21 protein-coding genes are annotated in these 25612 nt (G+C 43.1%); 3 read left to right on the top strand and 18 right to left on the bottom strand.

Going from position 1 to position 25612, the window contains the following annotated elements:
- Window positions 1-8 precede the first annotated feature (8 nt).
- The 8 genes from cydB to tsaB form a co-directional block, all read right to left on the bottom strand.
- Window positions 9-1148: a cytochrome d ubiquinol oxidase subunit II gene (gene cydB, locus A7456_RS09045; protein WP_067009743.1), complete on the bottom strand. Its 1140-nt coding sequence runs from the start codon at window positions 1146-1148 to the stop codon at window positions 9-11.
- Between the two features lie 2 nt (window positions 1149-1150).
- Window positions 1151-2755 carry a cytochrome ubiquinol oxidase subunit I gene (locus A7456_RS09040; RefSeq protein WP_067009740.1) on the bottom strand — a complete coding sequence of 535 codons (1605 nt, stop codon included), beginning with the start codon at window positions 2753-2755 and terminating at the stop codon, window positions 1151-1153.
- Window positions 2756-3049: 294 nt separating this feature from the next.
- The gene (locus tag A7456_RS09030; RefSeq protein WP_406946789.1) at window positions 3050-3748 is read right to left on the bottom strand and encodes an LrgB family protein; all 699 of its coding nucleotides are present in this window, start codon (window positions 3746-3748) and stop codon (window positions 3050-3052) included.
- A complete protein-coding gene (locus A7456_RS09025; RefSeq protein ID WP_066887942.1) occupies window positions 3735-4160 on the bottom strand; it encodes a CidA/LrgA family protein in 426 nt (141 codons plus the stop codon). Before A7456_RS09025 ends, A7456_RS09030 begins: the two co-directional genes overlap by 14 nt.
- Window positions 4161-4357: 197 nt before the next feature.
- On the bottom strand, window positions 4358-5629 hold the full coding sequence (purD, locus tag A7456_RS09020; RefSeq protein ID WP_067009732.1) for a phosphoribosylamine--glycine ligase: 1272 nt from the start codon (window positions 5627-5629) through the stop codon (window positions 4358-4360).
- 118 nt (window positions 5630-5747) lie between these two features.
- Complete coding sequence (locus tag A7456_RS09015) at window positions 5748-6551, bottom strand: class I SAM-dependent methyltransferase (protein WP_067009729.1); 804 nt, start codon at window positions 6549-6551, stop codon at window positions 5748-5750.
- A gap of 58 nt (window positions 6552-6609) precedes the next feature.
- Entirely contained in the window at window positions 6610-7452 is an 843-nt protein-coding gene (locus A7456_RS09010) for an undecaprenyl-diphosphate phosphatase (RefSeq protein WP_066887936.1), read from the bottom strand.
- Between the two features lie 66 nt (window positions 7453-7518).
- Window positions 7519-8211, bottom strand: coding sequence for a tRNA (adenosine(37)-N6)-threonylcarbamoyltransferase complex dimerization subunit type 1 TsaB (tsaB, locus tag A7456_RS09005; RefSeq protein WP_082995523.1), 693 nt, complete (start codon window positions 8209-8211; stop codon window positions 7519-7521).
- 272 nt (window positions 8212-8483) lie between these two features.
- Between tsaB and A7456_RS08995 the strand changes: the two genes are divergently transcribed.
- Window positions 8484-9299 (top strand): oxygen-binding di-iron domain-containing protein, encoded by an 816-nt coding sequence (locus A7456_RS08995; RefSeq protein ID WP_067010003.1) that lies wholly within the window; start codon window positions 8484-8486, stop codon window positions 9297-9299.
- A gap of 61 nt (window positions 9300-9360) precedes the next feature.
- Here the strand turns inward: A7456_RS08995 and A7456_RS08990 are convergent, their stop codons facing one another.
- The 7 genes from A7456_RS08990 to A7456_RS08960 form a co-directional block, all read right to left on the bottom strand.
- Complete coding sequence (locus A7456_RS08990; RefSeq protein ID WP_066891214.1) at window positions 9361-10275, bottom strand: ATP-binding protein; 915 nt, start codon at window positions 10273-10275, stop codon at window positions 9361-9363.
- An 83-nt stretch (window positions 10276-10358) separates the two neighbouring features.
- Window positions 10359-11429 (bottom strand): polyphosphate kinase 2, encoded by a 1071-nt coding sequence (ppk2, locus tag A7456_RS08985; RefSeq protein WP_082995522.1) that lies wholly within the window; start codon window positions 11427-11429, stop codon window positions 10359-10361.
- Window positions 11430-11590: 161 nt separating this feature from the next.
- Window positions 11591-15529 (bottom strand): AAA family ATPase, encoded by a 3939-nt coding sequence (locus A7456_RS08980; RefSeq protein ID WP_067009726.1) that lies wholly within the window; start codon window positions 15527-15529, stop codon window positions 11591-11593.
- Between the two features lie 81 nt (window positions 15530-15610).
- Window positions 15611-16915: an exonuclease SbcCD subunit D C-terminal domain-containing protein gene (locus A7456_RS08975; RefSeq protein ID WP_158512515.1), complete on the bottom strand. Its 1305-nt coding sequence runs from the start codon at window positions 16913-16915 to the stop codon at window positions 15611-15613.
- A 157-nt stretch (window positions 16916-17072) separates the two neighbouring features.
- On the bottom strand, window positions 17073-17402 hold the full coding sequence (locus tag A7456_RS08970) for a YbeD family protein (protein ID WP_066887926.1): 330 nt from the start codon (window positions 17400-17402) through the stop codon (window positions 17073-17075).
- A gap of 101 nt (window positions 17403-17503) precedes the next feature.
- Window positions 17504-19357: an RNA polymerase sigma factor RpoD gene (rpoD, locus tag A7456_RS08965; RefSeq protein ID WP_067009720.1), complete on the bottom strand. Its 1854-nt coding sequence runs from the start codon at window positions 19355-19357 to the stop codon at window positions 17504-17506.
- A 218-nt stretch (window positions 19358-19575) separates the two neighbouring features.
- A complete protein-coding gene (locus A7456_RS08960) occupies window positions 19576-20862 on the bottom strand; it encodes an FAD-dependent monooxygenase (RefSeq protein WP_067009716.1) in 1287 nt (428 codons plus the stop codon).
- A gap of 125 nt (window positions 20863-20987) precedes the next feature.
- Between A7456_RS08960 and A7456_RS08955 the strand changes: the two genes are divergently transcribed.
- Together A7456_RS08955 and recR are read left to right on the top strand one after the other, a co-directional pair.
- Window positions 20988-21320 carry a YbaB/EbfC family nucleoid-associated protein gene (locus A7456_RS08955; protein ID WP_066887920.1) on the top strand — a complete coding sequence of 111 codons (333 nt, stop codon included), beginning with the start codon at window positions 20988-20990 and terminating at the stop codon, window positions 21318-21320.
- Window positions 21320-21916 carry a recombination mediator RecR gene (gene recR, locus A7456_RS08950; protein WP_067009713.1) on the top strand — a complete coding sequence of 199 codons (597 nt, stop codon included), beginning with the start codon at window positions 21320-21322 and terminating at the stop codon, window positions 21914-21916. Before A7456_RS08955 ends, recR begins: the two co-directional genes overlap by 1 nt.
- A 37-nt stretch (window positions 21917-21953) precedes the next feature.
- On the opposite strand, the gene A7456_RS08945 is transcribed toward recR, so the two are convergent.
- The 3 genes from A7456_RS08945 to A7456_RS08935 form a co-directional block, all read right to left on the bottom strand.
- Entirely contained in the window at window positions 21954-22598 is a 645-nt protein-coding gene (locus A7456_RS08945) for a hypothetical protein (RefSeq protein WP_082995520.1), read from the bottom strand.
- Window positions 22599-22698: 100 nt separating this feature from the next.
- On the bottom strand, window positions 22699-23724 hold the full coding sequence (locus tag A7456_RS08940) for a type I glyceraldehyde-3-phosphate dehydrogenase (protein ID WP_067009708.1): 1026 nt from the start codon (window positions 23722-23724) through the stop codon (window positions 22699-22701).
- The gene (locus tag A7456_RS08935) at window positions 23721-25607 is read right to left on the bottom strand and encodes an AAA family ATPase (RefSeq protein WP_067009705.1); all 1887 of its coding nucleotides are present in this window, start codon (window positions 25605-25607) and stop codon (window positions 23721-23723) included. The genes A7456_RS08940 and A7456_RS08935 overlap by 4 nt, the downstream gene beginning before the upstream one ends.
- Window positions 25608-25612 lie beyond the last annotated feature (5 nt).

Here is a 25612-nt window from a genome sequence, read left to right as displayed (position 1 = left end):
AATCTCTCCTAATATAATGTATGTTCGTTTTCTTTAATGTAGGCTTTGGTAACCTTACCTCGCATGATGGCATACGCCCAACTGGTGTAGCCGACCACCACAGGCAGGATAAAGACCACCACATAGACCATAACCATGAGTGTAAACTGGCTGGATGTGCTGTCCCAAACAGTCAGGCTTGAACGTGGGTCAGATGATGATGGCATGTAAAAAGGAAATAAAGCCACCCCTGCGGTCATGATGACCCCAAGCACGCCCATGCTAGACAGTACAAAGGCAGTCAAAGTCCGTCCTGCTTGCATGGTGAGAGCTGCCATGATGGGCATGATAACACCCAAGGCAGGAAATAACCATAACGTCTCATTGGTTTTAAAATTGGCAAGCCACGCCCCTTGTTCGGTGATGACGGTTTTGTTTGTGGGGTCAATCAAGGCATTTTTGTCCACCGAACTGATGATGACATATCCATCAAGGTTTGCCACCCAAAATCCTGCCAGTACGAATAATACTGAGGTGATGACAGCACAGATGGTTGTGAGTTTTTTGGTGCAAGATTGTATGTTATCAACCGTACGATGAGCCAAATATACCCCGCCTTGGGTTATCATCATAAAGGCACTCACCAGACCGCAGAGCAGGACAAAGGGCGACAGCAAGCCTAAAAAAGAGCCAGTATAAGTAGAGACAAGCTGATTGTCAAAGCCAAATGGCACACCCAAAAACAGATTGCCAAATGCCACCCCAAAAATAAGAGCAGGAACAAACGAGCCAATAAACAGCCCCCAATCCCATGCCATCCGCCAACGTGCATCTTTGACCATGCTGCGATATTTAAAACCAACTGGTCGCAAAAACAACGCCCAAAGTGCGGCCATTAATGCCCAATAAAAACTGCTAAATGCCGTTGCGTATAACAGGGGCAAGGCGGCGAAAATCGCTCCTCCTGCACTGATGAACCATACTTGATTGCCCTCCCAGTGAGCTCCGATGGTATTGATAATCACACGGCGTTCTTTGTCTGTTTTGCCAACAAAAGGCAGTAAGCTACACACGCCCATATCATGACCATCCATGATGGCAAAGCCGATAAGTAGGATGCCGACGAGTAACCACCAAATGAATTTTAGGGTTTCATAATCAAATAACATGGCTACACTCCGTTAAAGTCATTGGGGTTTATGGTGTTTTTATCAGTTTTTTCACCAAAGTATCGCCCTGTTCCGAGACTGGCAGGGCCCAGACGGACGTATTTTTGCATAAGATAGACCTCAATGATGAACAAAATGGCATAAAATACCACAAAGCCAATCAGCGACCATATCACATGACCCGTGGCGATGTTAGATACCGATAAATGTGTGGGTAAAATGCCATATACTGTCCACGGCTGACGACCATACTCAGCAACAAACCAACCAGCTTCGGCAGCAATCCATGGGGCAGGAAGCATGATGACAGCAAATTTTAACAGCCATTTTTTTTCCATGAAATTTCCCTTAATGGTAAAAAACAGCGACAAGGCAAATAGCACAAGCATTAAAAAGCCCAAACCGACCATAATACGAAACGTCCAAAACATGGGTGTTACCCTAGGAATGGTGTCATTTGTAGCACCAGCGAGCATCTCTGGGGTTGTTTGGGTAACGTCATGGGTGTATTTTTTGAGCAGCAGCCCAAAACCCAAATCGTTTTTGTGGTGTTCAAATTGTGCCAGTGTCTCAGAACTGACCGTCTGACCTACTGCCATGCTCTCACGCATTTCATCTAAGGCACTGACCGCAAAAATACCGCTGACGATGCGTTCTTTGTTAATCTCTTTAATATCACTAATGCCCAGTATCTTTTTGTCAAGTGAGCGTGTGCCAATGATGCCCATGGCGTAGGGGACATGTACGGCAAAATCGTTTTTTTCTTCTTTTTCGTTGATGAGTGCCACGATATTAAAACTGGCAGGGGCAGGTTCGGTCTCCCACATGGCCTCCATTGTGGCAAGTTTGGTCTGCTGAGCCAGTCCGATGGAGTAACCAGATTCATCGCCCAACACAATGGTGCTACAAATGGATGCAAAACCAAAAGCAGCCGCTACATGAAAACTGCGTTTGGCAAAGGCGACATCTCGTCCTTTTAGCAGATACCAAGCCGACACCGACAGTACAAACATTGCTCCAACCACATAGCCTGCTGAGACGGTATGGACAAATTTATTTTGGGCATCAGGGTTTAATAGGATTTGGGTAAAACTGGTCATCTCCATTCGCATGGTTTGGTAGTTAAACTCCGCCCCCACAGGGTTTTGCATCCAACCATTGGCAATTAAAATCCACAAAGCAGACAGGTTTGTCCCCAGTGCCATGAGTATAGTTGTGATGAGATGTTGCACACGGCTCATACGCTCCCAACCAAAGAAAAATAGCCCAACCATTGTTGATTCTAAGAAAAAAGCCATCAAACCTTCAATGGCAAGCGGAGCTCCAAATACATCACCAACATAATGCGAATAATACGCCCAGTTCGTACCAAACTGAAACTCCATGGTAATCCCTGTGGTAACACCCAAAGCAAAGTTAATGCCAAAGAGCTTACCCCAAAAGCGAGTCATGTCCTTCCAAATCTGTTTGGCTGTGATGACATACACCGACTCCATGATGACCAATAGCCATGTCATGCCAAGTGTTAAGGGGATGAATAAAAAATGAAATAAAGCGGTAACGGCAAATTGTAGCCGTGAGACATCAACCAAAGACTCGGTAATCATAGGTTCACCAGTGTAATAATAATCGCTTGTTTTATTAAAATATAAGAATAAATGACAAGCAAGCAAATAGCAAGCAAATAAGGGCATTGATAAAAATATTGATGATGCCAAAAATGACGAACACACCCCAAATGGACATGCAACAATTTTGGGTAATTTTGTGATTAAAAATCATTTTTGTCAAGACCAAAACTGTTAATGATTGATTAAAATTCATTCATCTAAAATACATAAATTTAATTTGAATAACTAAGCCAAAAGCAAAGAACTAAGCCAAAAGCAGGCACTCCCAACTCATTTTAATAACAAAAGCACCACCACTGGCAACCACACCGCCGTAAGCAAGCCATTGATGGCAAGTCCAAAGGCAGCGTATCGCCCTGCGGTAGGACTGATGGTCCACGCTTCTACTGTACCAATGGCATGGGCAACCAAACCCAGTGCCAAGCCTTTTGCTCTATCGTCTGTGATGTTGTTAAACAAAACACGGCATACCCCCGCCCCCAAAATTCCAGATATGATGATGATAAGGTTGGCAAGTACAAGCGGTGCGTCAATGATTTGAGCAACCGATAAGCCCACAGGTGTGGTAACCGAACGTGTGGCAAAACTTAAAATTGCATCCATATTCAGACCAAACAGATACGCCAAACTCATCGGCACAATCGCCCCAATAAGGCTTGCCATAACGACAATGATAGACAGCTTTTTGATGGGCAGACCCTTAAAATCCATACCTGCAAGCGGTACGGCAAGCAGCACGGTGCTATACCCAAGCAAGCGGTCAAACACAGGTTTAGCATGAGTGTAATAGGTGGTGTAGGGCATGCCAATAATCATGATGATGATGAGTGTTAGCACAATGGCGATGATGATCATCGGTATGCCACGAAAGTATCTATTGATATAACGTAATACATATTTTGCCCCAACGTGAGCGATGAGCGTAATAACAAAGGCGATAAAAATCGTGGTGCTGTCAAGAGATGGCATGTTCATCCTCTTTATCATCTGTGCTTTTTAGCCAGTGTTGAGACAATTTGGCAAATGCCCAAAGTGGCATCACGGTGCTAAGCACAATGACCGCAGACACACCAAACAAATCCGCCCCAAGACTAAACAGTAAAATCCCCGCCCCAGCCGATACAGGCAAAAACGCAAATCCGCTGTCTACCAACAGCACACTTGCTGATGATGATAGCCAATGTGGCAAGCCCCCTTTGATGAGTCGTACACCCATCAATACAAAAAACAGCGATACCAAACCGACAATGTTGGTGGCACGTGGCACTCCTAGGGCGGTGCAAATAACCAAAGCAAGTTCACGCACACCGATGACGATACAGACGGTTGTGAATAATCCTACCCAAAAAGTGGGGGATTTGGTGAGGTAGGGGGATTTCATTGCTGTCATGTCCTTATGTTGGGGCATCTGATTTGGGCATCAAAGATGTGTTTAAAACAGATTATTTAATCACCATTACGCCATCAGGTCAATCTGTGGGGTTAATTTTGTAGAAAATGTTGCATGTCATCAAAAAATAAAGCCAAACACGGACGTATTTGACCTTAATCTATCATGAAAAATCTATCATGAAAAAACTAACGCCCAATGGCACGCCAGCCAATATCACGGCGATACTGTATGCCATCAAAAGCAATGGTGCCACAGCTTATTAACGCACGAGATTGAGCATCTGCAACGCTTGCCCCTAGTGCGGTAACACACAGCACCCGTCCGCCATTGGTTAGGATTTGTCCGTTTTTCTCTTTTGTGCCTGCGTGGAATACTTTTAGGTCATTTTGAGATTCTGGCAATCCTGTAATGACATCGTCCGAGGATGAGCTTTTGGGGTAGCCACGACTTGCCAAGACAATGCCCAAGGCAACCTCGTCCGTCCATTCTGCATTTGTCGGTAAATTACCGTCTAATCCTGCCAAAATCAGCTCAACCAAAGATGATTTTAATCGCATCATGATTGGCTGAGTTTCAGGGTCGCCAAATCGGCAGTTAAACTCAATCACATAAGGGTCGCCTGCATCATCTATCATAAGACCTGCGTACAAAAAGCCCTTATAAGGTGTGCCATTGGCTCTCATCTCATCCACAACAGGGCGAATGATACGCTCCATCACCTTATCATGCACATCTGTTGTTACCACAGGAGCAGGCGAGTACGCTCCCATGCCACCTGTGTTCGCTCCTTTGTCCCCCTCAAAAATGCGTTTGTGGTCTTGACTGGTTGCCATGGGTAAAATGTTATCACCGTCAATCATGCAAATAAAGGACGCTTCTTCGCCTGCCAAAAACTCTTCGATGACCACACGGCTGCCTGCTTGACCAAATTTATTATCCAAGAGCATGTTATCAATGGCATCAAAGGCTTGGCTCTCATCCATCGCCACAATCACACCCTTGCCCGCTGCCAAACCGTCTGCCTTGATGACAATGGGTGTGCCTTTGGTGCGAACAAAGTCTTTTGCTGACTTTGCATCGGTAAAGACTTCATAAAAGGCGGTGGGAATGCCGAGCTTTTTCATGAAATCTTTGGCAAATGCTTTTGAGCCTTCTAGTTGTGAGCAGTATTGACAGCAGCCCCACGCACGCACGCCAGCACGTTCCAAATCATCCACAATGCCCGCCACAAGCGGAGCTTCTGCCCCAACAAGCACAAAGGCGATGTCATGAGATTGACAAAACTCAATCACAGCAGTGTGATCGGCGATGTCTAAATCCACGTTTTGAAGTTTGGGTTCGGTTGCTGTGCCTGCATTGCCACGAGCGACATAGACCGTCTGTACTCTGTCATCTTTTGCACATGCCCACGCTAAGGCATGTTCACGTCCGCCTGTACCTGTAACCAAGATTTTCATAGCAGTCCTTATGAGTTGGGTTAAATGCCCTTATTGTAGCAAATATTCCCCAAAAAATCTTGGGAATTTTGTTTAAAAATCCTTTATGTCATGTATTATGTATTTCATGTATTATGTGTCAATACCTATCAAAACGAATGGCATCATTTGCCACGCTTTGCATGGGTGTTTTATTTGCCAAATGGGGGGCGGATAAGGGGCGTTTGACAATGATTTTGCCGTTATTTTTTAATTGAGCATCGGCAATGTTTAAAAACAGTTTTTCATCATCATCGCTTGGTGTATTTGCCAGCTCATGTAGCACTTGCATGGTTTTACCAACTTTTGCTGAATAACTGTCATATGGAAACATGGGGTCAAGATATGCCATATCCACTTTGGGTAATGTCGCCATAAAATCAGCATCTAAAAAATTGCCATGATAAATCATGATTCGGCTTAACAGTTTTTGCCAATTTGGGTTGGTGTTCATCATTTGGTGTTCATATAAAAGCAACATGGCTATAATGGGATTGTGCTCTATCATGATGACATTTGCCCCTGTGCTTGCCAATATCAAACCATCTTGCCCAAACCCTGCCGTACCGTCTATCACACTCATGTTGGGCGTTAATTTACACGCTTGTAATATCAACTCAGATTTTCGTCCTGCCGTTACGATACGCCCAGTTAGGGCTTGCCAATTTAATGATGATTTTATGATGGCATTATTGTCAATTTTGATTAAGGTTGGGGTGTTTTTGATAAGAGCGATTAAGGGGGTTTTGATATTATCATTGACAAAGGATGATATTGATTTGTCATTGAGTTTTGGTAATACAAAAAAGGATAAATTTAAGGATAAAATGTGGGTTTTATTAATAAATTGCAATTGATTAAATAAATTTTTGTCTTGTTCTGTGCCGATGATGTTAATATTCACACGATTGCCTTTTTGGTTTATGGTTTTATGGGTAAATATTTATGGGTAATAATAGGAGCTATCCTTTAATTTGGTAACCCAATACAAAATACGCCAATAACACAATCACGCCTGTAATGATACGCAAATAAGCAAAAACCATAAAGTCTTTTGTGGATACCCACGCCACAAGCAGGCGAATACATAGTAGGGCAACCACAAAAGATACCAGCGTTCCTACGCCAAGCACCGCCCAATCTTGTCCTGTTTGTAGCAAATCTTTTTTGTCAATGAGCTCCAAAAGTCCTGCCCCAATAATCACAGGAATGCCCAAAAAGAAAGAAAATTCCGTGGCGGCCTTGCGAGAGACACCAAACCACAATGCTCCGATGATGGTAGCACCAGAGCGACTTGTGCCGGGAATGAGAGCCAAGCATTGACACAGTCCGATTTTTAAGGCGGTTTTAAAGTTAATTTGTTCGGCCTCTTGTGCCTTGATGGGGCGTGGGTGTTTTTCTACATAGATGATGAGCAACGCCCCAATAATTAGCATGGTTGCCACAACAAGCGGATGAAAGAGTGTGCCTGTGATAAAATCTTCTAGGGTAAGCCCAACAATCATGACAGGAATGGTGGTAATGATGAGCGAGATGCCCAGCCTGCGAGGGTTGGTCATGCCATCTGCTCTGCCTGTGATTAGCCCCATAAATGCTGTCCACAGCCTGCCCCAATAGTCATAAATGACCGCCAAAATCGCCCCAATCTGAACAAAAACAATGAATAAATCTCGCTTATCTTTGTCCCAAAAATTGATGATGTCCGCTGATAACACCATATAGCCTGTACTGGAAATGGGCAAAAATTCGGTAATGCCTTCGATGATGCTTATGATAAAGGCTTTGATAAATAATAAAACGTCCAAAATAATACTCTTATGTGTTAATCTAAATGATGCCCTATGCCATTTAATGTAATCACTTTAATGTAATCACTTTTTGTTTTTAGCTTGCTGGGCTAATGTTTTCCAAGCATTGTCCCTAAGATAAACAGGTAAGGCATGTGCTGCTGTTACTGTTTTGCCTTTTAAAAATAAGGGATAAGCAAGGTAAGCGATGTGGCAGGCGGTAGGATTTGGGCGTAATTTTTTGGCATCTGTCATGACCAAATCCACGACATCTCCTACGACGATGTCAGTTTCTATGGGTTTGTCATAATCTAGCAAATATTCGTTTTGGGCAACTGGCAGAGCATTTTGTACCACAAAATCCCCTGCATAGACCTGCTTTTGGCGGGCATCTATGAGTGCTGTTATGTGCATGCCGTCTGTCATATTCTCTTGCTTGCATGCCATAAATGCCAAGGCGTGTAGGCTGGATATGCCAATACACGGCGCACCATTGGCAACCGATAAGGCTTGAACCATGGCGGTGTTAATGCGAATGCCGCTAAATGCCCCAGGCCCACGGTTAAACGCCCACGCCTTGACGTCCTTGATGTCCACGTTTGATGTGTGTAATGCCTTATCTAACATGGGTAGGATAATCTCAGTCTGTCCACGTCCGCCCACCACCGTTTCGGTATGGATGATGGTATTGTTTTGTAAGATGGCGATGGAGCATTGCTCAAAAATGGTGTCAAAGGCGATGAGAATGTCGGATGGATGGGATGATAAAGCGGTCATAAGAAATAAAAATTGCTACGTAAGAACAAAACGCCTATCATATCATAAAATGCTGATGAATTTTGGGATTTTAAAATGGGTTTGGGGTGTTGATAACATTATTTACAATGGGGAAATAATTGAGAAATTCTACTTTTATCTGATGCTTTTGTCTGATTAAGTTGAATTGATGATGAATGGATTTGGGTATTTTTTAACAAAAAAATTTGGTATTTTGGGCAAATCAGCGTATAATGATTTTAAAGTCATTTTGTTTGCTTGGGGGAGCATTTATGGAATCTCATGTTTTATATAACGATGGTCATCACAAATGTATTGCGTTTAGTATGCCTGCAGAAGATGAAAGTGTGCCATCCAACCAGTTCTTAATCATCGATGGTAAAGAGGCGGCGATTATTGACCCGGGTGGGGATTTGACCTTTACGCCTTTGACCTTACAAATTACCAAATTTACCAGCATGGATAACATTAAGTATGTCATCGGTTCACACCAAGACCCTGACATTTTGGCGTCCATGCCTCGTTGGCTTATTCATTTACAAAACACCAAACTACTCATTCCGACTCTGTGGGAGCGATTTTTGCCCCATTATAATTCTGCCTTTACCAAAGGACGATTGCACCATGGACTCTCGGAGCGTCTAGAAGGCATCCCTGATGGGGGTGGGGTATATACATTGGGCGATACTCAAATCATGGCAATTCCTGCTCACTTTTTGCACTCGGTGGGTAATATTCAGTTTTATGACCCTGTCAGTCAGATTTTATTCTCAGGTGATATGGGAGCGTCATTGGTGGGGAATTCTGGCATTAAAGTGGAAAATTTTCAAACTCACATTGGCAGTATGTTAGGCTTTCATCAACGCTACATGGCAAGCAACAAAGCCTGTCGTCTGTGGGCGGGCAGCGTGCGTCAGCTGCCTGTGGAGATGATGGTGCCACAGCATGGCAAACGACTAGAAGGGCGTGCCATCTTTGATGAATTCCTAGATTGGATTGAGAAGCTCTCTTGTGGTGTTGATTTGATTGATGAGGGTACTTATGACATCAAAGAGCTGATGGCGATGACCAAGATGAATGCCATATGATAATGTATCTGATGGCACAAAAGGCGTGATGATACGCCTTTTTTATTAATACAAAGATTGATTAATACAAAGATTGAGGATAAACATTGCTGTTTAAAGCATCACGCTCTAACAGCCTTGCCCCTATCCAGTGCCTGCTAAACTGATGTGCCACACGTCCAGACCGACCGCCACGAGTACTTGCCCATGTTAGTGCTTCGCCACGTACCATCTCATCAAATGCCATGTCCGCCTGTGTCAAATAATACGCCACGATGTCCAAATAAGTCTCTTGATTCATGGGTAAGAACGATATCCACAATCCAAAGCGGTCTGAGAGTGAGACGGTCTCATCGATGGTCTCATAGGGATTGACTTCATTGGTTTGACCGTTGTAAATGCTGACGTTGTCTTTCATCAGTTGAGGTAGTAGATGACGGCGGTTACTGGTAGCATAGATGAGTAAGCGGTCTTGTTCACTGTCCAAAGCGCCATCTAGCATGCTTTTTAGGGTACGATAATTCTCATCACTGCCATTAAATGCCAAATCATCACAGTAGATGATATAACGGCAGTGATTATCATTTTCTATGATGGCGTGGCGGATTTTGTCAAGCGTATGCAAATCATCACGAGCAACCTCTATCACTCGCAGACCGTCTTGATGATAGGCATGCAATAAGGCACGCACAAGACTTGATTTGCCTGCCCCACGAGTGCCAGTCATAAGAACATGGTTGGCAGGCAGATTCGCCAAAAACTGGCGAGTGTTTTGGATGATTTTGTCCTTTTGGGTATCAATGCCATGCAAATCGTCCAAAGTGATGCTAAGATGAACATCAATGGGAGTGAGTGTACCACGCTGACCACCAACCCAGCGATAAGCAAGCACATCAGGGTCTAAGGTGATGGTTTTGGTGATGCGTTCATCTAAGAATTGATTGGCTTTTTGTAAAAAACTTGTGCCAAGAGTAAGCAGTTCATTGGGTAAATTCATGTCAAGCACACCATAAAAATCTCTAATTTAGCATGGAACATAAAACCATCTCAAATAGTGGGGGAGTTACCCTTAAAAATTGCTTATTTTTTAATGGGTCGTTTACTTATATTCTTATGTTCGTCAGTCTCATATAATGCCCCTGCACGTCCTACGATGAGAGGGTCAATGTTGCCAATCTGCAAGTCGTCCTTATCGGCATAATCTAGCTTATTCAAGACATAACGCATGGCGTTTAATCTGGCACGTTTTTTACAATCAGATTTGATGACAATCCATGGCGATTCGCTTGTATCAGTCTCAAAGAACATCGCTTCTTTGGCGATGGTATAGTCATCCCATTTGTCCAGCGACGCTTTATCCACAGGTGAGAGTTTCCACTGTTTTAGAGGGTCATGTTCACGGCGAGAGAAACGTACTTTTTGTTCCTCACGGCTAACTGAGAACCAAAATTTGATGAGTGTAATGCCAGATTGGGTTAAGTGTTTTTCAAAGGCAGGCACTTGCTCCATAAAAATGTGATATTCAGCATCAGTGCAAAAACCCATGACACGTTCAACCACAGCACGGTTATACCATGAGCGGTCATACAATACCATCTCACCTGAGGTAGGCAAGGTCTGCACATAACGCTGAAAATACCATTGACCACGTTCGGTCTCGGTTGGTTTTTCCAAGGCAACAACCCTAGCACCACGAGGATTTAGATGCTCCATGAAGCGTTTGATTGTACCACCTTTACCAGCAGCATCACGCCCCTCAAAGAGTATGACAATTTTTTGTCCTGTCTGTTTGACATGGTGTTGTAGTTTTAGAAGTTCAATTTGTAATTTGTACTTTTGGGATTCGTAGTTCTTGCGACTCATGCGATGTTTATATGGATAACCCCCTTCACGCCAGTTGGAGGCAAGCTCGGTATCTTTGGATTTTCTGGCATTGATTTCATTGCCAAGCTGATGGGCAACGTTAGTGGTGGGTAGGTATTCTGCCAAGCGAGCACCAATTTGAGCTAAGTCATCATCGCTTGCGTGTTCTACCAATTCTTCTAAGCGAGAAAGTGTGTCGGAGAACTCATCGCGAAATTTAGTGGTAGACTGCTTTTTTGGGGCGGTTGCCATGGCACATGCTCCTAATGAAAATGTGGATTTTTTCATACTAACATAATGGTAATATTTTGGCAATATTTTATTAAAATTACTTTGATGTCATTTTGGGATAGATTTGGTAAATGTATAAAAAACATGATTTCACTTTATAGATATTTGAAATGTATATTTTAATATATTTAATAATAAAAAGCATTGATAAAATAATCTCAAACCAAACTTGTCCCCAAACCTAATAAGATGCTATCGCCATTGGCAATTTTTTTGACATGGATTTGGGTTGATATGCGTTCTTTTAATGACTGAACATGTGAGATGATGCCGATCATCTTGCCTGTGTCTTTTAATGATGATAATACTGACAAAGCGATGTCTAATACCTCATCATCTAGTGTGCCAAATCCTTCATCCAAAAACAATGAATTAATACTGACATTCTCACTACTCATGTGTGATAAACCCAATGCCAATGCCAATGACACAATAAAATTCTCGCCTCCTGATAGGTTTTTGGTGCTACGTATCTCACTGCCCAAAGCGGTATCAATGACATTAATCTCTAATGGGTTTTTATTCACCTTATCATCGCCATGTGTTAGTACATAGCGACTGTTCATTTTGCTAAGAATGTCATTGGCATGGTGCAACATAAGCTCCAAAGTCAGACCTTGCACAAAGTTGCGGTATTTATTGCCCTCACTAGAACCGATGAGTTCATCTAACTTTGCCCATACAACCAAATCTTGCTGTTTTTGATTGATTAAATCCACCAAAGAGGCGTGTTTTTCTCTGTCATTTTTGGCATTTATATATGCCTGTCTTTGTTCACCAAAGGTGGTTAGTTGTTCATAATGATGGCTTTGTAATTGTTCTTTGTGTTGTTTTAATTTGCATAATGTCATATGATTTAATCTATCATTTGGTTCATTATGCTGACATATGTCCTTTAAAATGTCTGCCAAATCTTTATCATCGGGTTTGGTGCTTATGATATCATCCAGCTTATGTTGCCAATAATTAAGATTATCATGGGCTTGCTTTAATGTATAATGCAAGTTTTGTTGGGTCTGTTGCAATATTAAGCGTTCATCATTATTCATACATGCCGATAAAAATTCATCAGTATCTTTAAATCCTTTATCTAATAGTAACTTATTAAAGTTATTTTGTAATTCTTTAATGTGCTTATTTAGTGTGCTAATATGACTTTGATGATGACTGATTTTTTCATTAAGATTTAATAAGGCTTGCCAGGATTGCTGATGACTCTCTTGGCTTTCGTGAAATGCTTGCTCGCTTTCATCCATCGCTTGGCGTAGCATGGTTTCTTTGTCATCAACATTATCTGTGCCGAACAGAGATTTACGTTTGGATGTATGGCTGTCATGGTGTTGGATTAAAGATGTTTTTTCTTGTGATAACTCATCAATCTTGCTTTGATGGTTTTTTAGCTGCTTGGCTTCATTATTTAGATGTATTTGAATGTGTTCTAGTTTAGATTCTAATTGCTGTTTTTGAGTATGGTAATTATCATGATGTTGGCTGATTTGGGTTAGCTTGTTAATATATTCACAAATAACCGTCGGTAATGATTTGTTATTATCATGTAGGATATTATCATCCATATTATTATCCATATTATCCATATTATCCATATCAATAGAAATTATTTTTTGATAAGGCATTAATTTTGTATGGATGGCATTTATAAGTTTATGAATGCGTTGTTTGTCATGGCTGATGGCAGATTCGGTCTCTTCTATTTGTTCTGCAATCATTTCAATGTGTTCTTTTAGGGCTTTGCCATCTTGGGTGATGATATCAAGTGCTTGGCGTAAATTGATGATTTCTTGATTTTTTTGGATAAAATTGTGTTGTAACTTATCATATTCATCATAATTATCAGTTAATTGGGATAATTTTTGATGGATGAGATGATTTAATGTGTCAATGGTTTTATTTATTTGCTCGGGCTCATGTTTATCTAATGTCTTGGGTAGTTGATGATGAGCGTATTGTATGATGTCTTGTGCGATGATGATTTGATAATTATGATTTATATGAGCGGTGATTTCATCTTTTTGTGATATGAATGCTTGTTGTTTTTCGGTATGGTAAAGTTTTGTGCTATTAATATTGGCAAGTGTTTCTTTTTGTGTATGTAAGTCTTCTTTATATGTTTGTATTTTTTGTGTGGTGTGAGCGATGGCGGTTTTGATGCTGTCATCAATATCATAAACAAAGGGATGATTGGGGGTATAAGGGTGCGTTAATGAACCACACAGGGGACAAGGTTCATTTTCTATGAGATTGGCATGATGTTTTTTTAAAATGATGAGCTCTTGTTGGGTGTCATGGTGTTGTTGTAGGGTGGATAGGGTATTTTGTTCTTGTGCGATTTGTTCATTTAGGGCGTTAATGATGGATAGGGTGTTTTGTTCTTGTTTGGCGTTATCATGCAGGTGAGTATTTGATTCATGGATTTTTTTGTATAAATTCTCACAAGTGTGCTGATGTTGGCTAAGAGTATCAACCAGTCGCAACAGCTCTTTAATATGATGAATCTTTTTTTGAAAATGTATGCCACAATGTGCCAAATTGTCATCATTAATGTCAGATGTCTTAATTGATGTTTGTAATAATTGACTGATTTGACCAATCAAAATTTGATGGTTATGCTCGCATTGAGTTAAGTGCTTTTTTTGAATTCGAAGTTCATCTCGTTTGTGGTTAATCTCTTGATTTTTTTGGTGAAGTTTATGGTTTTGGTTGTGTAGTTTTTGTGTGTGCTGATGAAGCTGTGCCAAAGCGGTATTAAGTTCGCGTTCATGACCCGACAGCATGCCCAAATCTTGCTTAATGTTAGGATAATGTGCCATATTCTGATGGCGTTCGTTGATGGCATGTAGTGAGGTTTTATGAATGCTTCTCTGGTTTTGTAGTTGTGATATCGTCTGTTTGACATCTGCCATCATCGCCTTTTCTTTTGTGATGGTGTGGTTTATTGTGTCTAGGGCTAACTTATTTTGAGCGATGATATTGTCTAATGTCCGTACTTGTTTGAACAAAGATAGAGCGTGTTCATACTGTGCCTTGTGGGCATTTAGGATTTGATGATGACTGTTCTTTTGTGCTTGTTGGGTCTGTTGTTCTTGTTCTAAGATGGGTAGGGTGTTTTGTAGATGAGCCAGAGCAGTATGGGTATTTGCCAGCATCTCCTTCTCACGTGTCATTTCTTGATAGATGGGGATTAATTCATAAGCCAGATTGGCAAGACGTAAGCGAATGGCTGACTTATCAAAGGCTAGGATGGATGCCTGTGCGGTCTCAATGTCTGCTTGATGCCCAGCAATGTGTGTTTGGGCTTGCTCATGGTCCAGATACCAGCTGATGATGGCGTCTATTTGTTGCAATCTTGTTTGAGTGCTTTTAATGCGAGTGTCATCATCACTCATGCGTTGTTCTAAGGCAAAAAAATTCTCATCATTGATGATGTCAATATCGCCTAATTTTTGCTTTAACTGGTGGAGCTCTTCCTTTTTTTGTTTATGTACGTCAAAGACCTTTTGGCTGATTTTGGCGTAGATGTGTGTGCCGGTAATTTGTTCTAGAATCTCACCTTTTTTGTGTACGTCGGCTTTTAAAAAGGCACAGAAGTTACCTTGGGCAAGCATGACCGAACGGGTAAACTGCTCAAAGTTCATGCGCATGATTTCTATGGCTTTTTTATCGCACTCATTGGCTTTGGTCTCGATGATGGTACCCTCATCGTCTAAATCAGTGAGTAGGCTGATTTGGCGTTTGATGGATTGTAATTTGCCATTGGGGTTTTTGCCTGCTCGTCGCTGTTCAAAGCTGAACCGATAGAGTTTATCTTTCATCTTTTCGTTCATAAGTAGCACCACCTCGCTGTGGCAGTCGCCCCTATCTATGCTCATGAGTTCATTTTGGTTGTTACTGATTTTAATTCTTGGCGTTTGTCCATAGATGGCAAGGCAGATGGCATCTAGTATCGTCGTTTTGCCTGCCCCTGTCTGCCCTGTGATGACGAACAGCCCATCATTGATGAAAGCATCATCGGTAAAATCAATGTGCCAGTTACCTTTTAGTGAGTTAAGATTGCTAAATGATAAAGAAAGTATTTTCATGATGATTTAAAAAGATGGATGGCATAAGTTGGGGTAAAATAAATTAAGACAAAATGGTAAAATTAAGTCCATAAAGTCATATTATTCTGCCTTTACGTCTTGTTCGTAAATGGTCTGGATGATGTGTTGATAAGCGGTTTTTAGCTCATTTTTTTCCTCATCTGTGACCACTTGCCTATCTAGCAGTCTGTCAAATACGTCCATGGTCGTTAGCTGTTTTAGGTTTTCACCATGATAAGTACTTTGTAGGATGTGCCTGCGTTGGGTGTTGTTTTGGATATTTAAAGGCAGTACCTTGGTATTTGCCAAAAAGGCTTTGATGTCTTTGGCAAAATTTGGCTCTAATGTCTGCCCATCATAGACAATCTCAGCATAGATGGTTTGGTTTTCGGCGATGAGTGGGTTTAAGGCGTGCCTAATGGTGTCGGTATCCCCTTGTAATCTAACCATTTTGGTAAAAATAGGCACGCTTAGGGTATGAATGTGGGGGATGTTCGCTGTGGTAGGGTCAAAATCAACAATCAACACCTGTTTATCCTTGCCAATCTCACCAAACCCCATGGCGATGGGTGAACCACAGTAGCGAATGCGGTCTTGTCCTGCAACTTTTTGTGGGGCGTGAATGTGTCCTAGGGCAACATAGTTAATCTCATCGGCAAAGATACTGGCAGGCAGTTGCCCAAGCGTGCCAACAAAACTCTCTTTTCGCATGCCATCATCATCTGATGAGATGTTCGCTCCTGCACAAAACAGATGACCTGTGGCGATGATGGGGATGGGGGGCTGATTTGGGTTGGCTTGATATTCATCTTGTAGGATAAGGGCATGGCTGCTAAGATTTTGATAGTGTTTGGCAATGCCTTGGGCGGTCTCGTGGTCTCGCTGTCCTGTCATCTCAAAACTACCGCCTGTCCTGACGTCTTTATCACGCAAATATGGCACGGCAAGAATAATAGCACGCACGATATCTAAGCCATCTTGTGATTTGTCTTTTAGTAGCAGTATTTCATCATTGATGTCAGTGGTAGCCTGTCCGATGACCCAAACATTAAGTGTCTTTAAAATGACCTTGGGAGCATCCAAAAACGTGGGACTGTCGTGATTGCCTGCGGTGATGATGACGTGTTGGCAGCAGCTTTTGGCAACTTTTGCTAAAAATTCATAATACAACTCTTGGGCTTTATTGCTGGGTGTAACGGTGTCAAAAATATCGCCTGCCACGATGAGTGCATTTATATCATGAGTGTCAATGGCGATATGTAGCCAATCCAAAAAGGCTTCAAATTCATCGTATCGGCTGTGGTTGAACAGGCGTTTACCAATGTGCCAATCAGATGTGTGCAAAATGCGTAGGGCGGTTTGGGGCTTGGGGGGTATGGTGTGCATGATGGCAGATGACATGGAGTAATGAAATAAAGTCAAAATTAAATGAATGTGCTACATTCATTTAATAAGACCGATGATGTCTTTTGGGTTTATAAAAAGACCAACTTTGGCAAGCGGTCTTTGGTCAAGGCATGTAAAGGTCAAGGCATGTAAAGTATCAAACAGCGGTCTTAACCGTTTTGGCTTTGTCAAGGGCGGTGTATAAGCGATTGACTTCATCGGCAGATGTCAGGTGTAGATTGACCCGAAGGGCGTGAAATCGTCCTGTTTTAGATGGGCGGACAACCATGCTGGCGGCATCAAAATCAGGAAAAATCTCTGCCAAAATGAGCGTAACTTCATGACGCAGACTGTCATGCTCCCCCTCATGTCCGATAATACTCATGGGGTAATCCATGGGGAACTGCCACAATTCGGGGTTTTGGATTTCTGTGCGTTTGGCATTCACAGTTGGGGTTATGTTTAAATTGGTGAGTTTGGTTGTCATGATTTGATAAGGAGAATGAGTTTAGGGGTAGATGAGGGTGATGGTGGTTTTTTCAAGCATAAAAATAACCACACGATGGTGGTTATTTGGGTGGTTATAAGTCAGTCATTTTCCAAAAACGAACGTAAATGTTCAGAGCGAGATGGGTGGCGTAATTTACGCAGAGCTTTGGCCTCAATTTGGCGAATACGTTCACGAGTGACATCAAATTGCTTACCTACCTCTTCTAAGGTGTGGTCAGAGGCCATGTCAATACCAAACCGCATTTTTAGCACTTTGGCCTCACGTTCGGTCAAGTTATCTAGTACCTCTCGGGTTGCCTCACGCAAGCCCTCGGCAGTGGCATTCTCAACAGGACTTGAAATGGTACTGTCTTCGATGAAGTCGCCTAGGTGACTGTCTTCATCATCACCAATGGGTGTTTCCATGGAGATTGGTTCTTTGGCGATTTTTAAGACCTTACGCACCTTGGCCTCATCCATATCCAAACGTTCACCCAACTCCTCTGGGGTCGGTTCACGTCCCATCTCTTGAAGCAGTTGGCGAGACACTCGGTTGATTTTGTTAATTGTCTCAATCATATGCACAGGGATGCGAATGGTACGAGCTTGGTCAGCGATAGAGCGGGTGATGGCTTGACGAATCCACCATGTGGCATAAGTTGAGAATTTATAACCACGACGATATTCAAATTTGTCTACCGCTTTCATCAGACCAATATTGCCCTCTTGGATGAGGTCAAGAAATTGTAAGCCACGGTTGGTGTATTTTTTGGCGATGGAGATGACCAGACGTAAGTTGGCCTCAACCATGTCTTTTTTGGCACGACGAGCTTTGGCTTCTCCGATTGCCATTTGACGAGCCACCGCTTTCATGTCACGAATATTCATTTGTAGGTTTTCTTCGTGAGCTAGGATTCTTTTTTGTAGTGCCACAACATCGGGCATGACTGCCTTTAAGGTATCTGCAAAAGCAGGCTTACCATCAATGCGATGGGCAAGCCAGTCAATGTTCGTCTCATTGCTGGGGAAGGTTTTTTTGAATTCATCAAGGGGCATTTTGCCCTTGCGGATGACCAATCGCATGATTTGGCGTTCGGTAGTACGTACATCTTCATAGGCCTGACGCATGAGTGCCATGATTTGGTCGGACAGACGGTTATTGAGTTTGATGAGCATGAACCGAGTGGCAAGTTCATCATAAGCGGCTTTGGCCTCTTCACTGCTACGCCCATGTTTTTCAAGCATCTTTTTGGCGTTGTCAAATAGGTTTTGGATTTCATCAAAGCGAGCTTTGACCTCTTCTGGGTCAAGACCGCTGTCATCGTTGTCATTATCTATGTTTATGCTACCGTCATCATTTTCTTCATCATCATCGTCATCATCGGATTCGCTGATTGTTAAGTTAATTTCTATGTCATTTTCTAAGATTTCAATATCGCCATCATCCAGTGATAAAAAGCCTGTAACCACATCAGAGATTTTTTTCTCACCTGTTTGTACCTGTGCATATTCATCTAGGACAAATTTAACCGTACCTGGCCAGTACGCCATGATATATTGAACTTCACGAGTGCCCTCTTCTATGCGTTTGGCAATGCTAATCTCACCATCACGAGAGAGCAAATCTACCGTCCCCATCTCACGCATGTACATACGCACAGGGTCGGTGGTACGTCCAGGTTCTGTCTCAACACTGGCAAGAACCGCCGCTGCTTCATCGGCTGCCATGTCATCATCACTGCCTGAGTTTGCTAAAATAATGTCATCTTCATCAGGGGCGACGTCATAAATGGCGATGCCAACGTCCGTTAGCATGGCGATGATGTCCTCTACCTGGTCGCTTTCGGTAACGGACTCAGGCAACTGGTCATTAATCTCAGCATAGGTCAGATAGCCTTGCTCTTTGCCAAGCTGAATAAGGGCGGCTAATTGGGAAGTGGAATGTTCGCTCATGGGTTCTCGCTCATGCCTTAAAGTGATTAAAACGGTCAATTATAACACAGTTGGGTACTAAATGGGGTTAGGCGTGATTTTTTAAAGGGGCATCACAAAGCAATGTGATGAATTTTAAAGAGTTTAAAGAGTTTAAAGAGCATGATAAACGATAAACATGCCCTAAAATATCAACTTTAAAATCAAGTCGTGTCATAAAATCATGACGTATCTGGCGATTAAGATTTTAGTCCCATCGCATAGCTGGCAACCATTGGTTTGATAAAGGGGATTTTGTCAAAGGCAATCAGTCCAACATTACGAGCCACTTTCATGATAGGGTTGGTACTGCCAAAACTACCAACAACCGTATCGCAGAATTTAATCACTCGCTTTTGGTCAGTTTGGCGAGATTGTTCATAGCTTTGCAGGCGTGATTGATTGCCAAAGTCAGGCGTGGTTATGCCAAATTTACCACTTTGGGCATCTTGTAGGTGCTCACCTAACAGCTTTGCCAAAGCGTCAGCATCTCGCAAGCATAGGTTAAAGCCTTGACCTGCCACAGGGTGTAGTGTATGGGCGGCGTTACCCATGAGTACACAGCGACCGACGACTTGCCGATGAGACAGTACTTTGCTCAAAGGATATGCCCCACGCCTGCCTGCTTGTAAAAAGCGTCCTGCATCCGTGCCAAACACCTGTTGTAGCGTTGCTAAAAAGTGAGCATCATCATGTAAATAGGCGTGTTCATCGCCTTTTGGGCAAATGAAGACGACCGAGCGACGATATTTGCCATCTGTGCTGTCCAGCAAAGGCAACACCGCCAAAGGTCCAGCAGGGCCAAATTTTTCAATGGCAACATGTTCATGTGGTGTGTCTGTATGCACCACGCCAACGATACCCATCTGTCCATAATCATGACTGTCCACCCCTACCCCCAGCATAGAACGAGTAGGCGAGTGCTGACCATCGCATGCCACAACCAGTGGGGCATGTAGATGGATTTTGGTGTTGCCTGTTTTGTCATCTTGACCGATGGCACTAACATGAACCATGTCATTATCTTGATGAATGGCATCTACTTTGGTGTGGTCATATAGACGCACAAAAGGGCTTGCTTTGACGGCTTGAAGCAGCACTCGTGCTAGCCATGCGTTTTCCATGACAAAACCGAAACTCTCCACATTTTCTGATTGCTTATCAAGTGTTGCTCGCCCAAAACTACCAAGCTCACTGATGAGTACTTTGTCAATACGACAGGCATGGCTGTCCAACTCATCCCACAGTCCAATCTTGTGATAAATCTGCACGCTGCGTCTGGATAAAGCGGTGTTTCTGCTGTCCAGATAAGATCGGCGTTCATGGTCTTTGTTGGGGGCGATGGTTGGGTATTTGACCGTCTCTAACAGGGTGCTATAAATGCCTTGATGAGCCAAAAGCAGGGCAAAGGACAGTCCGACATGACCACCGCCGATGATGATGACGTGATTGTGTTGGGGGGTGTTATCAGAGTATGGGACTGTCATGACCGTCTCCTAGATGGGTAAATGGATGGTTTATTATATAACAATTTCCCATCAAGTTAAAATTTTGTTATAATGCTTTTTATCATTTTTTTGTTCTTTTTTATTTTATATTTTTGGAGTTTATGATGAACATTCAAGCACTCATGCAACAAGCCCAAGCCATGCAAAAGCAGGTTGAACAAAATGTTGAATCTGCCAAAAAAACCCTTGCCCAAAAAGAGGTTCAAGGTCAAGCAGGTAATGGACTGGTCAAAGTAACCATGACAGGTCGCCATGTGGTCAAACGCCTGTCTATTGACCCAAGCCTGATGAGTGATGAGCCTGATATGATTGAGGATTTGGTTGCCGCTGCCATTAATGATGCGGTACGCCAAGCAGATGAGTTACACGAAGAGATTATGGCAGGTGCAACCACGGGTATGGGTCTGCCCAAGGGCATGCAAGGACTGTTTGGTTGATGCTCACCCCAAAATTTGACCAGTTGGTCAAAATCCTACAAATCCTACCGTCGGTCGGACAAAAGTCTGCCCAACGCATGGCGATAGAGCTTCTGTCCAAAAAACGCCCCCAAGGTTTGGCACTTGCCCATGCTTTGGAGGTTGCCATGAATGAAATTAAAGAATGTCAAATCTGCCATTCGTTTAGCGATGATGACGTTTGTGCCATTTGTACCGATGTTCGCCGTGATGATGGTCAGTTGTGCGTGGTGGAACGTGCATCGGATGTGATGGCGATTGAACAAAGTGGGGCATATCGTGGGCGTTACTTTGTGCTGGGCGGTCATTTGTCGCCCATAGATGGTATTGGGGCGGATGATTTGCACATGGATGAGCTTGTGGCTTTGGTCAAAAGCTCCGCCATCAGTGAGTTGATTCTTGCCATGGGTGCGACAATTGAAGGTCAAACCACTGCCTTTTTTATTTACGATGTCCTAAAATCTCATGTAGAAAATATTACTCGCCTGGCACAAGGCATTCCCATGGGTGGGGAGCTGGGTTATGTGGACAGTTTAACCTTGCACCAAGCCATGCAAAACAGAGCATTTTATGGCTGATTTTGGGGGCAACACACCCAAAATTATACCCAAAATTCTAAAATCGCTCTTGCACGTGTCCCATGATTTTATCATGCAGAGCATGGCTTAGATATGCCATGATGTGGGGGGTGGTGTGTCTGATGTGGTTTAGGATTTGGGTGGTGGCAAGGGCATGGCTGTTGGGCAGACGTGTGTAACCATCATTGGGTGTGATGATGAATTCATCATCGTGCAAATCAACGCTCATCAATGTCTTTGAGGTATTTTTGTGCAAGACATTGACATTACCTGACAGTAGGATGTTGTCAATCTCATTGGCAACCGCTTGAACAGTGTCAATCTCATCGGTGATTTGGCTGTCTTTGGCGGTATTGGTGAATTGCAAATGTAGAGCAAGGGGGAAGTCATCCCATACGATGACGGTTGTACCTGTAATTTTTATGTGAGTGGCAGGGCGTAAGCTGTCAGAGCTGACCCCAAAAATGGCACATGCCTGTGCTGTGGTTACCTTGTCATTTATCCGCCCAAAAAACTCGGTCAAGGGCTTTTGGGTCTTTAATTCATCGCTTAGGCGGTCATGGTGAGCCAAAAGCATGAGTGGCAAATCCTGCTCACAGATGAATTTATCTATTTTGACATTATGCACCCGAAATGGCACGTCATCGGTCAGTACTTCTTGTAATATAAAAAGGTCGGTCATATCAATGTTGGCACTAAAAATGTATAATATAACACACTATTGCCATGATTATATGACTGTTGTGTAATTTTGGATATTTTGTAGGTGGGTTGGGGTAGGGTCAGTTGGTTTTGCCTAATGTTACACACATATCAAGCAAGCGATTGGCATAGCCCACTTCATTGTCATACCATGCTAGGATTTTAAATTGACGATGAGCTTGCATGAGCTCTGTGCCATCTATGATGAGCGAATGGGTATCACCGATAAAGTCAGATGAGACCAGTGGTTCGTCGGTATAATCCATGATTCTACGCAGACGGTTTTGGCTGGTATGTCTTAGCAAATCTCTGATGTCATCAAGGGTGGGGTCTGTATGAAAGATGACCGTGATGTCAATACAGGCGACATTTGCCGTTGGCACTCGGATGGAATGACCATTTAATTTGCCCTGTAAAAACGGCAATACTCGCACGCTGGCATTGATGCTGCTTGATGTTGTTGGGATGATGTTTTGTCCTGATGCTCGGGCCCGTCTTAGGTCTCGGTGGGCTTGGTCTAACACCGTTTGGTCGGCGGTAACAGCATGAATCTCGGTCATCATCACGCTGTCTATGCCATACACTTGCAAGGTGTGTAGTAGGGGGACTAGGGCTTGGGTGGTGCAGGAGACACCTGAGATGATGGGTAAATCCCTATGTAGCATCTCATCATTAACCCCCATGACGATACTGGCATCCACATTGTCAAAGGGGGCAGCACCGATGATAACCTGTTTTGCTCCTGATAGGCGGTGTAGACTGGCATCATCATATGAGCGAAAGTGTCCTGTGCATTCTAATACAACATCAATACCAAGTTCGCCCCATGCAATATCAGTGGGGTTTTTTTGATTAAGCAGTACAATTTGGCATAGGGTTTGCCCATTTTTTTGTAAAATTAAATGATTGTCTTGTAGCCATGCATCCACGCCCAATCTACCGTGTGTGCTGTCAAATTTTAATAAATGTAGCAATGTATGAGCATCTGCAATGTCATTGATGGCGATGATATCAAGATGGTCAAATTGTGTGAGTCCAGACAGATACGCACGCAGTAGCATTCGCCCAATGCGTCCAAAACCGTTGATGCCAAGGCGAAGTTTCATGGTTTATCCTTGTTGTTGGTGTGGATTGTGGCGTTGGCTGTCTTGTCTGTTTTGGTGTGTTTGGGGATGTCCAAAAACGCCAATGCCAACCTTGCGATGTTGTAATGACTGTTGTCTTTGCCACTCATCTCCACGATGGGTTTAAGCTTGACACCGCCTTCAAATTCGCCTTGGGCGTCGAGCTTATCATAGATGGCTTTGATGGCGTGTAGCTCATCATCACTGGGGGCAAAACGCAGGTAGTCGTCTTTGCCATCACGTTCGATGAGCTGAGTGATGTGGCTGATGATGGTAGATTTGGCAAGCTCACGTTTCTGTGCTATTTCATCTAGGCTAAGACCCTCTTTGATGAGGGCTTGGGTTTTATCTAAGGTTTTGCCAACCTGAGTGGGTGATTTTCCCTGAGTTTGGTTGGTATGGATATGGTGTTTTTGGGTTTGCTCATTTTTGATTTTTTGTAGAAGTTTTTCTTGGCGGGCGATGATGGCATCATCAGTAATACCATCACAGGCGATGATAAACTGTTTATGAATGTTGTCTAGCGTATCATCATCTAGGGTGTGGAATTTTTTGGCTTGCTCATGGGCGATGTCAAGTAGGCGTTGATTGATGCGAAACACCCATTCATCTAACAGTAGGCTATTTTTATTCATGCCCAAAAGTTTTAAGCCATCTAGTGAACGCAGGCGAGAGAGAGCAACATAGCCTTGCCCCATCTCAAAAGTGCGAGACAAATCAATCTCAGCAGCATCTAAGGTCATGCCTTGGCTTTTATGGATGGTAATTGCCCATGCCAAAGCAAGGGGTATTTGACGGTAACTTGCCAAAACCTCGCCCAAACCGTCCTCTATCACCCATTCATCTGGCTCAGCACAAACCAGCCGCCCGCTGTTGAGTCGTACCATGGGGTATTTGATGGTATGGAGAAATTTCTCACCGCCATCCATGTTCGCCTGTGGCAAAACAAAATCAACCACCTCGCCCATCGTACCGTTAGAGACATTAAGATTTTGGTTGTTTTTGACGAACATGACCTTAGCCCCAACTTTTAAAGTTAAAGATGGGGCAGCTTTGATGTTTTTGGTGAGCATGTCTATTAAGGTTTTATCGCCATAGGTAATACAGTCAAAGGTGTGAGCATCGCCATCTAGCAGGGCAAGCTGTTCTTGATTAATGCTGTCTACATTGCCATTATGAGTATACAGACGTATATAGTTTTCACCGATGTTGTTATGATGGGTGCTAAGTAAGATGTTTTGGGCAAGGGCATCCACGTCTTGATGGCGGATTTGGTTTAAGATGTCATTTAGACTCATGCCAAATCGTTCACGTTCATCATGCCCTGATTGGCGGTGCTGTTCTGATAAGTAGCAGATTTGAAAATTGGCAGTTTTCCACGCCTTTGCCATAAAAGCAAATTTTTGCTTGTTGCTTTGGTTTTTGTTACCAACAGGGGGTAGCTGAAAAAAATCACCCGAGAAAATGACCTGCACTCCACCAAAGGGGGCATCATCATCACGAATGGTGCGTAAAATCTCATCCAACAAATCCACTTGTTTGGCATGGAGCATGGAAATCTCATCAATGATAAGTACTTTGGTGCTGTTTAGACGGTCGGTTACGCTCTGGCGATGTCTTAGGCGTTTAAAATCTTCATCATTAAATTCATCTTTAATCCCCATGCCAGACCATGCGTGTATTGTCATGCCATTCATGTGAGTAGCGGCGATGCCTGTACTGGCAGTGATGGCAACTGGGATGCCACGTATCCGTAGATAGTCAATGTATTGGTTTAGGACGTAGGTTTTGCCTGCCCCTGCCTGCCCTGTCAAGAAGACATTTTGTCCTGTTTTTAAGATGTTAAGTGCAGTACTTTGTTTCATGATGT

The sequence above is a fragment of the Moraxella nonliquefaciens genome (assembly GCF_001679005.1).
GTDB lineage: Bacteria > Pseudomonadota > Gammaproteobacteria > Pseudomonadales > Moraxellaceae > Moraxella > Moraxella nonliquefaciens.
This window is presented reverse-complemented; position numbering and strand designations above follow the sequence as displayed.